This is a genomic window from Pseudomonas sp. NY15181 (assembly GCF_048068055.1).
Lineage (GTDB): Bacteria > Pseudomonadota > Gammaproteobacteria > Pseudomonadales > Pseudomonadaceae > Pseudomonas.
The window spans coordinates 39,377-53,371 of the sequence record NZ_JBLUPT010000006.1 but is presented as its reverse complement, the minus strand read 5'-3'; the positions used below and the strand labels follow the sequence as shown (position 1 = coordinate 53,371).

Annotated in this window: 12 protein-coding genes; 6 read left to right on the top strand and 6 right to left on the bottom strand. The window is 67.2% G+C overall.

The window, feature by feature from the left end:
• Positions 1-14: 14 nt before the first annotated feature.
• Positions 15-332 carry an I78 family peptidase inhibitor gene (locus tag ACNFBT_RS15575; protein WP_416750762.1) on the bottom strand — a complete coding sequence of 106 codons (318 nt, stop codon included), beginning with the start codon at positions 330-332 and terminating at the stop codon, positions 15-17.
• 235 nt (positions 333-567) lie between these two features.
• Between ACNFBT_RS15575 and ACNFBT_RS15570 the strand changes: the two genes are divergently transcribed.
• Entirely contained in the window at positions 568-942 is a 375-nt protein-coding gene (locus tag ACNFBT_RS15570) for a hypothetical protein (protein ID WP_416750760.1), read from the top strand.
• Between the two features lie 54 nt (positions 943-996).
• Here ACNFBT_RS15570 and ACNFBT_RS15565 read toward each other — a convergent pair whose 3' ends face one another.
• Positions 997-1,908, bottom strand: coding sequence for a LysR family transcriptional regulator (locus tag ACNFBT_RS15565; protein ID WP_416750758.1), 912 nt, complete (start codon positions 1,906-1,908; stop codon positions 997-999).
• A gap of 85 nt (positions 1,909-1,993) precedes the next feature.
• Between ACNFBT_RS15565 and ACNFBT_RS15560 the strand changes: the two genes are divergently transcribed.
• From ACNFBT_RS15560 to ACNFBT_RS15540, 5 genes are all read left to right on the top strand, one after another.
• A complete protein-coding gene (locus ACNFBT_RS15560; RefSeq protein ID WP_416750757.1) occupies positions 1,994-2,728 on the top strand; it encodes a glutamine amidotransferase-related protein in 735 nt (244 codons plus the stop codon).
• Entirely contained in the window at positions 2,725-3,048 is a 324-nt protein-coding gene (locus ACNFBT_RS15555; RefSeq protein ID WP_416750755.1) for an antibiotic biosynthesis monooxygenase family protein, read from the top strand. The genes ACNFBT_RS15560 and ACNFBT_RS15555 overlap by 4 nt, the downstream gene beginning before the upstream one ends.
• Before the next feature lie 120 nt (positions 3,049-3,168).
• The gene (locus ACNFBT_RS15550; protein WP_416750753.1) at positions 3,169-3,753 is read left to right on the top strand and encodes a C40 family peptidase; all 585 of its coding nucleotides are present in this window, start codon (positions 3,169-3,171) and stop codon (positions 3,751-3,753) included.
• A gap of 145 nt (positions 3,754-3,898) precedes the next feature.
• Positions 3,899-4,495: a C40 family peptidase gene (locus ACNFBT_RS15545; protein WP_416750751.1), complete on the top strand. Its 597-nt coding sequence runs from the start codon at positions 3,899-3,901 to the stop codon at positions 4,493-4,495.
• Positions 4,496-4,533: 38 nt separating this feature from the next.
• Positions 4,534-4,827: a hypothetical protein gene (locus ACNFBT_RS15540; RefSeq protein ID WP_416750750.1), complete on the top strand. Its 294-nt coding sequence runs from the start codon at positions 4,534-4,536 to the stop codon at positions 4,825-4,827.
• A 6-nt stretch (positions 4,828-4,833) separates the two neighbouring features.
• Here ACNFBT_RS15540 and ACNFBT_RS15535 read toward each other — a convergent pair whose 3' ends face one another.
• The 4 genes from ACNFBT_RS15535 to ACNFBT_RS15520 are packed head-to-tail and all read right to left on the bottom strand — an operon-like array spanning position 4,834 to position 13,845.
• Complete coding sequence (locus ACNFBT_RS15535) at positions 4,834-6,306, bottom strand: efflux transporter outer membrane subunit (protein WP_416750748.1); 1,473 nt, start codon at positions 6,304-6,306, stop codon at positions 4,834-4,836.
• A complete protein-coding gene (locus ACNFBT_RS15530) occupies positions 6,303-9,413 on the bottom strand; it encodes a multidrug efflux RND transporter permease subunit (RefSeq protein ID WP_416750746.1) in 3,111 nt (1,036 codons plus the stop codon). The genes ACNFBT_RS15535 and ACNFBT_RS15530 overlap by 4 nt, the downstream gene beginning before the upstream one ends.
• The gene (locus tag ACNFBT_RS15525) at positions 9,413-12,535 is read right to left on the bottom strand and encodes an MdtB/MuxB family multidrug efflux RND transporter permease subunit (RefSeq protein WP_416750744.1); all 3,123 of its coding nucleotides are present in this window, start codon (positions 12,533-12,535) and stop codon (positions 9,413-9,415) included. Before ACNFBT_RS15525 ends, ACNFBT_RS15530 begins: the two co-directional genes overlap by 1 nt.
• The gene (locus ACNFBT_RS15520; RefSeq protein ID WP_416750743.1) at positions 12,532-13,845 is read right to left on the bottom strand and encodes an MdtA/MuxA family multidrug efflux RND transporter periplasmic adaptor subunit; all 1,314 of its coding nucleotides are present in this window, start codon (positions 13,843-13,845) and stop codon (positions 12,532-12,534) included. Before ACNFBT_RS15520 ends, ACNFBT_RS15525 begins: the two co-directional genes overlap by 4 nt.
• Positions 13,846-13,995: the final 150 nt, after the last annotated feature.

Sequence of the window (13,995 nt, the reverse complement as noted above, 5' to 3'; positions counted from 1 at the left end):
TCAAGGACAGCGGATCAGCCGCAATTGACCTGCTGCACCACCTGACGATCGTCCACATCGATATTCAGACGCTGGGAGTTGTACTCCATGGTGACCGGCTGGTGCGGGCGCAGCACGCGCGCCACGCTGGCGCCGGCATCGCGGCGGGCCTGCTCGGTCAGGGTCGGGTCGATGATCTTGCCGATCAGCGCTTGCGCGGCCTTGGCATCGCAGCTGGCGGACGGTGCCGACGGAGATGGCGAGGCAGCATCGGACGAGGTGTCCTTGGCGCTGCAACCGGCCAGCGCGGCCACGGCGAAAAGCGACAGCAGGGTCACTCGATTCAAGGGCATGGAAAGTCTCCCTGATGTTGAGTTTGTGAAAAGCGTAAAACGCACGAGGGCGCCACCTTACCAGCCCGGCGCCCAGGGCGGGGCATTGAAGTATTGCAACCTGATGCACGCAAGGCCCGGCGCAGAGCCGCGCGGCGCCTTTTACACAACCTTTACACTGGACGGCCTTACCAATCTCCACGGGCGGATGTCTTATGGATATCGGGCTCCCTGCCGGGCCCCCAGGAGGTACACCATGCTTCGTCGTCTTCCCCAGTTCGCCGTACTCTGCGGTTGCCTGGCCCTCGCCGGACAGGCAACGGCCAACAGCAACAGCGATGCCGCCGCCATTGGCGCGGTAGTCGGCGCCGTGGTCGGCGGGGCGATCGTCGCCGGATCCTCTCCGGCCCCCTACTACGCACCACCTCCGGCACCGTACTACGCACCGCCCCCGATGGCCTACTACCCGCCGCCACCGCCGGTGTACTACCAGCCGGTTCCGGTCTACCAACCGGTCTACCGCCCGGTCGTGGTGGTGCCGGGGCCGCGCTACTACGGTCCACGCTACTACGCGCCCCGCTACTACGGACCGGGTTATTACGGTCCGCCGGGACACTATCGCCACTGGTAAACCACACAGGCCCCGCTTCACGCGGGGCCTTTCGTTTCGGCTCCGGGGATAACGTTACCCGTGGCGCCCGGCCCGCTTGTCCAGGAACAGATTGCTGGCCAGCTCCTCGAAAAGCGTCACCACCGCGCGCAGTGCCCGGCAGTCCGGGCGGGTCAGCAACCACAGGTGGGTGCTGCACCCCGGCAGTTCCCCCTCCAGCACCCGCAGGCCGTCGTCGGGGCGCAGCAGGAAGGCGGGCAACGCCGCCAACCCCAAGCCCGCGCGGCACAGATCGAGCACCGAGAGCATGCTGTTGCAGCGATAGGCCGGGACGACCGCCGGGAACGCCTGACGGCGCCAGGCAACGCTGGAGTGATCGGGCAGGAAATCGTCCGGCGCGATCCAGCTCATCTCCTGCCAGGGCCGCTTGCCCTGCTCGGCGAGGTAGTCACGGTGGGCGCAGAGGACGTAATGCACGTCGCCCAGGTTACGTCCGACCAGGTGCTCCGGCGGCGATGTCGTCAGGCGCAGGGCGATGTCGGCGTCGCGGCGGCTGAGGTTGGCGAAGGCGTTGGAGGTTGTCAGCTCCAGGTTCAACGCCGGGTAGCGCTTCATGAAGCGCGCCAGCGCCGGCAGCAGCAGGCCTTGCAGCACGGTGTCGGAGCAGGTCAGGCGCACGGTGCCGCTGAGCACGTCGTGGCCCTGCTCCAGACTTAGCCGCGCAGCCTCCAGCGCCTGCTCCGCCAGCTCGGCCTGGCTGGCGACCTGCTGGGCGGTGGCGGTCGGCAGGTAGCCGTGACGGCCCTTTTCGAACAGCGCGGTGCCCAGCGCCTTCTCCAGCCGGCGCACGGCGCGGAATACCGTGGAGACATCCACGTCCAGCAACTCCGCCGCACGGGCCAGGCTGCCGCCGCGCACCAGCGCCAGCACCAGGGCGAGATCGGCGTACTCGAGACGATATTGCATAGACGCACTCCGAGATTGCACAACCGCCAATTTTGGTTGCGCCAGCGCAACTATAGATTGCTCCCATCGGCCCGCCAATGGGCCCCGGCGCAAAAGGGAGCGAAACATGGGACGGCAACGCAAGGTTCTGCGCATCGGCTTGATCGGCGACCGTGACAGTCGCGTCACTGCGCACTGGGCGATTCCCCTGGCGCTGCAGCAGTCGCTGCTGCCCCACGACGGCACCCTGCGCATCGACTGGCTGGATACGCCGCGCCTGGCGGCCGGCTTGCCGCTGCAGCGCTACGCCGGCTTCTGGTGCATCCCCGGCAGCCCTTATCGCGACACCGAGGGCGCGCTGCGCGCCATAACCTACGCCCGTACACAACAGGTTCCGTTCCTCGGCACCTGCGGCGGCTTCCAGCACGCGCTGCTGGAGCGCGCCCGTGAGGTGCTCGGCTGGCAGGACGCCGCCCACGGCGAGACCGACCCGCAAGCCGGGCGTCCGGTGATCCACGCCCTGCCCTGCTCGCTGGTCGAGGTCAGCGAAACCATCGCGCTGAGCCCTGGCTCGCGACTGGCCGCGATCTACGGCCTGCCGAGCATCCGTGAAGGCTATCGCTGCAGCTACGGGGTGAACCCCGAGTTCCAGGACGCGCTGTTCGGCAGCTCACTACGCGCCAGCGCCCATGGTGAGGACGGCAGCATCCGCGCGCTGGAGGCCACCGACCACCCGTTCTTCCTCGCCACCCTGTTCCAGCCCGAGCGCAAGGCGCTGGCTGGCGTCGGCGTACCGCTGGCCCAGGCCTTCCTTGCCGCCGCCTTCCACTACTCAACCACCCGCGTCGGGAGCCCCGCATGATCGCCAGCACACCCCAGCCGCCTTACTACGCCGTGGTCTTCACCTCTCTGCGCAGCGAGCGGGACGAGGGCTACGCCGACACCGCGACGCGCATGCTGGAGCTGGCCGCCGAGCAGGAGGGTTTCCTCGGCGTCGAATCCGCGCGGGGTGCCGACGGCCTCGGCATCACGGTGTCCTACTGGCGCGATGAAGCCGCCATCGGCCGCTGGCGGGACGTATTCGAGCACCGCAGCGCCCGGCAGCGCGGTCGGCAGGACTGGTACGACGCCTTCCAGGTGCGGGTCTGCCGGGTCGAGCGCGCCTATGGATTCGAGCGCTGAACGACCGCTGGTCCCTCGTGGAAAACGCCTTCATTGGCAGTGGAAAAATCCTACATTCGACTTCCCTATCCATTCCTAGGATGACGCCCGTCCTGATTGCTCACCGCGAGGTGAACCGACGTGCGTCCCATCCACTGGCTTCCCGCGCTCCTGCTTTGCGCCACCTGCTCCCCCGGCCTTGCGCTGGCCGACGACTTCGAGGCGCCGTCCTGGCGTCGCTACGAACTCGACACGCTGGAGCGGCAACTGATCCGTCCGGCCTTCCGCCCCAGCCCGCCGCGCCCGGCGACCGGGCACAAGCCTGGCGACGTCCGACGCAGCGTCGACACCCAACGCATCGTCGCCCGCGCCCATGAGCTGATCGGCGAACCCTATCGCTGGGGCGGTGAGAGCCTGGAGGAAGGTTTCGATTGCAGCGGCCTGCTGGTCTACCTCTACAGCAGCATCGCCAATCGCCAGCTGCCGCGCACCACCGCATCGATGATCGCCCAGCGCAGCAACGAAGTGGACCTGGATGAACTGCGTCCGGGCGATGCGGTGTTCTTCAACCACAACGGCAGCGGCCAGGCCAGCCACGTCGGCCTGTACGTCGGTGACCGGCGCTTCATCCACGCGCCGAGCACCGGCAAGACCATCCGTGTCGACTCGCTCGACAACGGCTACTGGCAGCGCAGCTACACCACGGCGCGAAGGTTCAGCGGGTGAGCCAGCAAGGAAATGAACCCGAGTCACCCCAGGCCTTCGAATCGGAAAAGACCTACACGGATTGGGTGTATCGCCCAATCCCCGTATTCCGGGAGGTTTCTAAGATAGCGCTCCGTTTCACCAGCCGTCACACGATGTACGAACCATGCGCCCGTTTCTTCTCCTGAACATGACCCTGTTGATTGCCCTCGCCGCCCCGCTTTGCGAGGCCAGGGAGACCGCGAAACCTGCCCACGCCCACAAGGCCGTCGCCAGCCTGTCGCGTAGCACCCATGCCAAGGCGATCAATCGCAATGTGGTCCGCCAGCACCAGCCGGCCGCCCGTCCCCTGCAGAGCGGCGTGCACGACAGCCGTCGCGGCACCAACTCCCGGGTTGTCGCCCGCGCCCGCCAGCTGGTCGGCATTCCCTACCGCCGCGGCGGCACTTCGGTGGCCGGCGGATTCGACTGCAGCGGCCTGCTGGTCTACCTGTTCCGCACCGAAGCGGACTTGAAGGTGCCGCGCACCACCGGGGAGATGATCCAGAGCGGCGGCCTGCGCATCGATCGTGAGGAACTTCGACCGGGCGACGCCGTCTTCTTCAATCACAATGGCCGCGGTCGCACCAGCCACGTTGGGCTGTACATCGGCAACGATCAGTTCATCCACGCGCCCAGCTCCGGCGAACGCGTTCGCCTGGATTCGCTGGCCAACAGTTACTGGGAACGCAGTTTCACCACTGCTCGCCGCTTCCGCGGCTGATCCTCCGCCACCCCCACGAACCGATCGAGAACCCGACGATGCCCAGCCTGATGGTCGAAATAGTACGTTTTACCGACGAGTGTTTCGCCGGTTGGGCCGAATGCCGCCTGATCGATGCCGGAGGCCGCGACTGGCGTTTTCTCAAGCGCCGCTCGGTGGTCCAGACGGACCTCGACGACGACCAACTGCCCGCCGTCGGCCGCATCGACTGCGAGGTGCTCGAGCGCATGGAGGGCACCGCCCTGGTCAGCACCGCCAGGCCGCGCGGCATCAAGTCGATCGACGGCGAGAGTCGCTTCCGTATCCCGCTGAGCGCGCTGATCGACGACTGATCGTCGTCAGTCGCGCTTCGCCTGGCCTTCCTCGGCGATCTTCGCCGTATCCCAGCCGCCACCCAGGGCGGCGATCAGCTGCACGCTGGCGGTCAGCCGGCTGCCCTGCAGGGTCAGCAGGGTGCGCTCGTTGGACAGCGCGGTGGTCTGGGTGGTTACCACATTGCTGTAGTCGATGGTGCCGGCCTTGTACTGGTTGAAGGTCAGGCGCAGCGCTTCGCGGGCGGAATCCAGCGCTTCCTGCTGCACGCCGCTCTCCTCTTCCAGCACCTTGAGCTGGACCATGTAGTCCTCCACCTCGCGGAAGCTGTCGAGCACGGTCTGCCGGTAGCTGGCCACGGTCTGGTCGTAGCTGGCCTCGGCCTGCTCGACCTGCGAGGCAATCAGGCCGCCGTCGAACAGGGTCATGGCGAACTGCGGGCCAATGGACCAGTAGCGGTTCGGCGTCTCGATCCAGTTCTGGAAGCTGCCGCTGCGGTAGCCGCCGGCGGCGGTGAGGGTCAGGTCGGGGAACCAGGCGGCCTTGGCCACGCCGATCTGCGCGTTGGCGGCGATCACCTTGCGCTCGGCCGACGCCACGTCCGGGCGACGCTGCAACAGCTCCGACGGCAGCAGCACCGGCACCTGCGGCAGCGCGGGGACGGCGTCCACGGCGGCCAGGGAGAACTGCGCCGGCGGCACGCCGACCAGCACGGCGATGGCGTGCTCCAGCTGGGCGCGCTGGTACTTCAGGTCAATGGCCTGGGCTTCGGTACTTTTCAGCTGGGTGCGCGCCTGGGCCACGTCGGCCTTGGTGACGATGCCGGCGTTGTACTGGTTCTCGGTGAGTTTCAGCGAGCGTTCATAGGCGACCACCGTGTCGTTGAGCAGCTTGATCTGCCGGTCCATCACGCGCAGTTGCAGGTAGTCCTGGGTCAGCTCCGATTGCAGCGACAGGCGCGAGGCGGCGAGGTCCGCGGCGCTGGCGTCCATGCTCGCGGTGTCGGCTTCCAGCTGGCGGCGCAGCTTGCCCCACAGGTCCAGCTCCCAGCTCACACCGAGGCTGGCGTCGTAGCTGTTGGAGATGCCGCCGCCACTGCCGCTGGCCACGGTGGAGCCATCCGGCAGGCGCACGCTGCCGCCGCTGCCGGTGCCCTGGCCCGAACGCGTCTTGCCGGCATCGGCGCTGATGGTCGGGAAGAACGAGGCGCGCGCACCCTTGGCCAGCGCCTGGGCCTGGCGGTAGGACGCGACGGACTGCGCCAGGGTCTGGTTGGCGGCGACCAGGCGGGTCTGCAGGTCATTCAGCGTGGCGTCACCGTACAGCTCCCACCAGGCGCCGTGGTTGAAGCCGTCCTGCGGCTTGGCCAGTTGCCAGCCCTCGCCCTCCTTGAAGCTGGCGGGGACCGTCAGCTCGGGGCGCTGGTAGTCCGGGCCGATGGCGCAACCGGCCAGGGCCACGGCCAGCGCCAATGGGAGAAGAGAACGGGAACGGATCATACGGGTGTCTCCAGGGCGCCGTCGGTGCGCACGCCGCGCTTCTGGTTGACCCAGTGGCGCAGGCGATCGAGGTAGAGGTAGACGACGGGGGTGGTGTACAGGGTCAGCAACTGGCTGCCGATCAGGCCGCCGACGATGGTCATGCCCAGCGGGCGGCGCAGCGCGGCATCGCCGCCGACGCCGAAGATCAGTGGCAGCGCGCCGAGGATGGCGGCCAGGGTGGTCATCATGATCGGCCGGAAGCGCTTCATGCAGGCTTCCAGGATCGCGTCGCGCGGCGACAGCCCGAGGGTGCGTTCGGCGTCGAGGGCGAAGTCGATCATCATGATGGCGTTCTTCTTCACGATGCCGATCAGCAGGATCACCCCGATCAGGGCGATCAGCGACAGCTCGGTGCGGAACAGCATCAGCGTCAGCAGCGCGCCCACGCCGGCGGAAGGCAGCGTCGAGAGGATGGTCAGCGGGTGCACATAACTCTCGTAGAGGATGCCGAGCACGATGTACACCGACACCAGCGCCAGCAGGATCAGCCAGGGCATGTTGTTCTGGGTGTCCTGCACCGCCCCGGCGTTGCCCTCGAAGGTGGCCTGGATGTCGATGGGCAGGTGCAGCGGTTCCAGCGCCGCCATCACCGCGTCGCGGGCCGGGCCGATCAATGCGCCGGGCGCCAGGTTGAAGGAGAAGGTGGTCGCGGCGAACTGCCCCTGGTGGTTGACCGTCAGCGGCGCGCGGCTGGGCTCCACATGGGTGAAGGCCGACAGCGGCACGCGCTGCCCGTCGCTGCCGATCACGTAGACCTGGCGCAGCTCTTCCGGCGACTCCTGGTACGGCTGGTCCACCTCCATCACCACGTGGTACTGGTTCAGCGGGTTGAAGATGGTCGACACCTGGCGCTGGCCGTAGGAGTTGTTCAGCACGGCGTCCACGTCGGCGACGTTGACCCCGAGGCTGGCGGCGCGGTCGCGGTCGATCACCAGGCGGCTCTGCACGCCCTTGTCCTGGGCGTCGCTGTTGACGTCCACCAGCTGCGGCACCTTGTTCAGCACCGCCTCGACCTTGGGCCCCCATTCGCGCAGCAGCGCCAGGTCGTCACTGCGCAGGGTGAATTCGTACTGGGCGTTGCTCTGCCGGCCGCCGATGCGCACGTCCTGGCCGGCCTGCAGGTACAGCGTGGCGCCGGGAATCTTCGCCAGTTGCTTGCGCAGGCGGTTGACGATGACCTCCGCCGAATCACGCTCGCCGATGTCCTTGAGGGTGACGAAGAAGGAGCCGGTGTTGCTCGACTGCCACTTGCCGCCGCCGACGAAGCCCACCACGTTCTCCACGCCCGGATCGGCGGAGAGGATGGTGCGAAACTCGGCCATCTTCTGGTCCAGCGCCTGGAACGAGATGCTCTGGTCGGCCACCGCGAAACCGCGCAGCCGCCCGGAGTCCTGCTGCGGCAGGAAGCCCTTGGGCACCACCACAAACAGATAGACGTTCAGCGCGATGCAGCCCAGCATGATCACCACCATCAGCCGCGAGTGCGCCAGCGCCCAGCTGAGGCTGGCGCGGTAGCGCAGCATGAAGGCGACGAAGTAGCGGTTGCTCTGCCGCGCCACCGAAGCCTTCTGCGGTCGCTCGATGGGTTTGAGCAGCCGCGCGCAGAGCATTGGCGTCAGGGTCAGGGATACCACCAGCGAAACCAGGATGGCCGCCGCCAGGGTCACCGAGAACTCACGGAACAGCCGCCCGGTGATGCCGCCCATCAGCAGCAGCGGAATGAACACCGCCACCAGCGACAGAGTCATCGACAGCACGGTGAAGCTCACCTCCCGCGCACCGCGAATGGCCGCCTTCAGCGGCGGGTCACCCTCCTCGATGCGCCGGGCGATGTTCTCTACGACCACGATGGCGTCGTCCACCACGAAGCCGGTGGCGATGATCAGCGCCATCAGCGACAGGTTGTTCAGCGAGAAGCCGCACAGGTACATGACGGCGAAGGTGCCCACCAGCGACACCGGCACCGCGAGGCTGGGGATCAGCGTGGCGCGGCCGTTGCGCAGGAACAGGTAGACCACCAGGATCACCAGCATCACCGAGATGATCAGGGTCAGCTCGGCTTCGTCCAGGGAGGCGCGGATCGACGGGCTGCGGTCGTCCATCACCGACAGCTTCACCTGTGGGCCGAGCACGTCCTGGATGATCGGCAACTGCGCGTGGATGGCGTCGGTGGCCTCGATGATGTTGGCGCCCGGCTGGCGGGTGATGATCAGCAGCACCGCCGGCAGGTTGTCGGAGAAGCCGGCGTTGCGCACGTCCTCCACCGAGTCGGAAACCTTCGCCACATCCTTCAGGCGCACCGCCGCGCCGGTCCCGGCGTTGTAGTGGACGATCAGCGGCGCGTATTCGCTGGCCCTGCGCAACTGGTCGTTGGAGTCCACCTGCCAGTGCCGCCCGCCGAACTCCAGCGAGCCTTTCGGCCCGTCGGCATTGGTGTTGTCGATGGCGGTGCGCACGTTGTCCAGGGAAATGCCGTACTGGCTGAGCAGGTCCGGGTTGACGTCGACCCGCACCGCCGGCAGCGAGGAGCCGCCAATGCTCACCTGGCCCACGCCCTTCACCTGCGAGAGCTTGGGCGAGACGATGGTCGAGGCGAGGTCGTACATCTGCCCACGGGAATAGGTATCCGAGGTCAGGGTGAGGATCATGATCGGCATGTCCGACGGGTTCGCCTTGCGGTACGTCGGGTTGTTCGGCATGCCGGTGGGCAGCAGGCTCGCCGCCGCGTTGATCGCCGACTGCACCTCGCGCGCGGCGCCGTCGATGTCCTTGGACAGGTCGAATTGCACGATGATGGTGGTGTTGCCCAGGGAGCTGCTGGAGGTCATGTCGGTGATCCCGGCGATACGCCCCAGCGCGCGCTCCAGTGGCGTCGCCACGGTGGACGCCATGGTCTCCGGGCTGGCGCCGGGCATCGCCGCCTGCACCAGGATGGTGGGGAAGTCCACGTTGGGCAGCGGCGCCACCGGCAGCAAGCCGAAAGACAGGATGCCGGCCAGCATCAGCGCCAGGGTCAGCAGGCTGGTGGCGACCGGGCGCAGGATGAACGGGCGCGAGAGATTCATCAGGATCTTTCCGCCGGATCGATGCTGTTCACGTCCAGCCCATGGCGGCCGCGCCAAGCGGCCCAGCGCGCAGCAAGGCGGTCGAAGTACAGGTAGATCACCGGCGTGGTGAACAGGGTCAGCAACTGGCTCAGCAGCAGGCCGCCGACCATGGTCACGCCCAGCGGCTGGCGCAGCTCGGCGCCGGCGCCGCCGGCGAGCATCAGCGGCAGCGCGCCGAGCAATGCCGCCAGGGTGGTCATCAGGATCGGCCGGAAACGCAGCAGGCACGCCTGGTAGATGGCCTCATGGGGCGGCTTGCCCTCGTTGCGTTCGGCGTCCAGGGCGAAGTCGATCATCATGATCGCGTTCTTCTTGACGATGCCGATCAGCAGGATGATGCCGATGATCGCCACGATGCCGATGTCCTGCCCCGCCAGCATCAGCGCCAGCAGCGCGCCCACGCCCGCCGAGGGCAGCGTGGAAAGGATGGTCACCGGGTGGATGAAGCTCTCGTAGAGGATGCCCAGCACGATGTACATGGTGACGATGGACGCCAGCACCAGCAGCAGGGTGTTCGACAGCGACGACTCGAACGCCTGCGCCGCGCCGCGGAAGCTGCCTTGCAGGCTCATCGGCAAGTCCATCTGCGATTCGACGCCACGGATCGCCTGCACCGCCTCGCCCAGGGCGACGCCCTTGGCCAGGTTGAAGGAGACGGTCGCGGCCGGGAACTGGGCGATGTGGTTGACCGCCAGCAGGGTGTGGCGCTCCTCGACCTTCGCCAGGCTCGACAGGCGCACCTGGGTGCCGTCGCTGGCGGGCACGTAGAGATTGTCCAGCGACTGCGGGCCGATCTGGAATTGCGGCGCCACCTCCAGCACCACGCGGTACTGGGTGGCCTGGGTGAAGATGGTGGAGATCAGCCGCTGGCCGAAGGCGTTGTACAGCACGCTGTCGATGCTCGACAGGCTCACGCCCAGGCGCGAGGCGGTGTCGCGGTCGATGTTGATGTAAGCCTGCAGGCCCTTGTCCTGCCAGTCGCTGGCGACGTCGACCAGCTCCGGCAACTGTTCCAGGTGATCCACCAGTTTCGGCACCCACTCGGCGAGCACCTCGGGGTCGGCGTCCTGCAGGGTGAACTGGTACTGGGTGCGGGCGACGCGGTCTTCGATGGTCAGGTCCTGCACTGGCTGCAGGTACAGGCGGATGCCGGGAACCTTGTCCAGCTCAGGCTGCAGGCGCTGGATCACTTCGCTGGCGGTGACGTCGCGCTCGGCGTGGGGCTTGAGGTTGATCAGCAGGCGCCCGGTGTTGAGCGTGGCGTTGCTGCCGTCGACGCCGATGAAGGACGACAGGCTTTCCACGGCCGGGTCCTGCAGCACCACCTTGGCCAGGTCCTGCTGGCGGCCCGCCATGGCCTGGAAGGAAATCGACTGCGGCGCCTCGGCGATGCCCTGGATCACCCCGGTGTCCTGCACCGGGAAGAAGCCCTTGGGCATGACCACATAGAGCAGCGCAGTGAACGCCAGGGTGGCGACGGCCACCAGCAGGGTCAGCCCCTGGTGGCGCAGGACCACGCGCAGGGCGGCGGCGTAGCGCTCGATCATGTGCTCGATGAAGCGCCCGGCGGCACGGGCGAAGCGCCCCTCCTGCTCCGGCTCGACGTGCCGCAGCAGCTTGGCGCTGAGCATCGGCGTCAGGGTCAGGGAGACGAAGCCGGAAATCAGGATGGCCACCGCCAGTGTGATGGCGAACTCGCGGAACAGCCGCCCCGCCACATCGCCCATGAACAGCAGCGGGATCAGCACGGCGATCAGCGAGAAGGTCAGCGAGATGATGGTGAAGCCGATCTGCTTGGAGCCCTTGAGCGCGGCATCCAGCGGCGAGTCGCCCTGTTCCAGGTAGCGGGCGATGTTCTCCACCATGACGATGGCGTCGTCCACCACGAAACCGGTGGCGATGGTCAGCGCCATCAGCGTCAGGTTGTTGATCGAGAAGCCCGCCAGATACATCACGCCGAAGGTGCCGATCAGCGACAGCGGTACGGCGAAGCTGGGGATCAGGGTGGCGGAGATGTTGCGCAGGAACAGGAAGGTGACCATCACCACCAGGCAGACAGCGAGCAGCAGCTCGAACTGCACGTCCGCGACCGAGGCACGGATGGTCGTGGTGCGGTCGGTGAGCACCGTCACTTCGAGGCTGCCCGGCAGGTTCGCCTGCAGTTGCGGGAGCATCTGCTTGATGCTGTCCACCACCTCGATGACGTTGGCTCCCGGCTGGCGCTGGATGTTCAGCACCACCGCCGGCGAGGTGTTGGCCCAGGCGGCCAGGCGCACGTTCTCGGCATCGTCTTCGACGCTGGCCACGTCACGCACGCGCAGCGGCGAGCCGTTCTTGTAGGCGATGATCAGGTCGCGGTAGGCGTCGGCGGACTTGAGCTGGTCGTTGGCGTCCAGGGTCGAGGAACGGCTCGGGCCGTCGAAGCTGCCCTTGGGACCGTTGAGGTTGTTGTTGGTGACGGTGCTCTGCAGGTCCTGCAGGCTCAGGCCGGCCGAGGCCAGGGCCGCGGGGTTGGCGCGGATGCGCACCGCCGGGCGCTGGCCGCCGCTGATGCTGACCAGGCCGACGCCGGAAATCTGCGAGATCTTCTGCGCAAGCCGGGTGTCCACCAGGTCCTGGATCTGCGGCAGCGGCATGTCCGTGGACATCACCGCCAGGGTCAGGATCGGCGCGTCCGCCGGGTTCACCTTGCTGTACACCGGCTGGTTCGGCAGGTCCTTGGGCAGCAGGCTCTGCGCGGTGTTGATCGCCGCCTGCACTTCCTGCTCGGCCACATCCAGGTTCACCTGCAGGCTGAACTGCAGGGTGATCACCGAGGCGCCGCCGGAACTGGTGGAGGACATCTCGTTGAGGCCGGGAATCTGCCCCAGCTGGTTCTCCAGTGGCGCGGTCACGGACGAGGTCATGATGTCCGGGCTGGCGCCGGGATACAGGGTCACCACCTGGATGGTCGGGTAGTCCACCTCCGGCAGCGCCGAGATCGGCAGGAAGCGATAGGCGATGATCCCCGACAGCAGGATCGCCACCATCAACAGCGTGGTGGCGACCGGCCGCAGGATGAACAGGCGTGACGGGTTCATTCGCTCTTACCGCTGTCCTGGGCCGGGCTGCTCTGGACGGAATTGCCCGAACCGAACGGCTTGGCGGTGGACTTGTCGCCGTCCTGGCTGGCGGCGGCGCGGGCCTTCTCGTCGGAGGCGACGATGTTCATGCGCATGCCGTCGCGCAGGCGGTCGGTGCCTTCGACGACCACCCGGTCGCCCTCCTTCAGGCCCTCGGTGACCACCACCCGCTCGCCCTCGCTGGTGCCCAGGGTGACCAGTTGGCGCGCGGCCTTGGTCTCCTCGCCCACCTTGTAGACGTAGGTGCCGTCGTTGCCACGCTGCACGGCGTTGGCCGGGATGGTGAGCACGCCCTGCAGGGTCTCGGCGAGCAGGCGGACGTTGACGAACTGGTTGGGGAACAGCTTGTGGTCGTCGTTCTCGAAACCGGCCTTGAGCTTGACCGTGCCGGTGGTGGTGTCGATCTGGTTGTCCAGGGTCTTGAGCACACCGCTGGCGAGGGTCTGGTTCTGGTTACGGTCCAGCGCCTGGACCGGCACCGGCTTGTTGCCGTAAAGCTCGCGGGCGATGGTGCCGAGCTGCTGCTGCGGCAGGCTGAACACCACGGAGATCGGCTTGACCTGGGTGATCACCACCAGCGGCGTGGTGTCGCCGGAGGTGACCAGGTTGCCCACGTCCACCTGGCGCAGGCCGACGCGGCCGGAGATGGGTGCGCGCACCTGGGTGAATTCGAGGTTGAGCTTGGCGTCGGCGACCTGGCCCTGGTTGGTCTTCAGCGTGCCTTCGTACTGGCGCACCAGGGCTTCCTGGGTATCCAGGGTCTGCTTGGCGATGGAATCCTCGGCATACAGGCCCTTGTAGCGCGCGAGGTCGATCTGCGCGTTCTTCAGTTGCGCCTGGTTCTGCAGCAGGGTGCCCTGGGCCTGGTCCAGCGCGGCTTGGAACGGACGCGGGTCGATCACCGCGAGCACGTCGCCAGCCTTCACTTCCTGACCTTCCTGGAACGGCACCTTCACCAGCTGGCCGCTGACCCGCGCCCGGACGTTGACCGTGTTGTAGGCCGTGACGGTACCGAGGGCGTGGTAATGCACCGGCAGGTCGCCCTTGACCGCAGGCGCGACGCTGACGGTCACCGCACTGCCCTGCCCCGCCGCCATCTGCCCCGGGCTTGGCCGCCCGCCACGCCCACCGCCCAGGGCTGCCGGCGCCCCGCTGGACGTCGAATGCAGCCACATGATCAGCCCTACCACACCGGCGAAGATGATCGCGGTGAAGAGCCAGGGGCGCAGGGTGCGGAGTTTGGAGGGCGTTCCATTGCTTGGGGTCATGGTCGTCGTCATGGCGAAAAGAAAAGAGGATAGCGAGGCTGAACGATAAGCACAGCGAGGCCGCAGGCAAAGTCTCTTTACCCGCTATTTACCTTTGATTTACCGGAGGTTACGAATTTTCCAGGACGTTGCGCCCCGGATCGGTCGGAA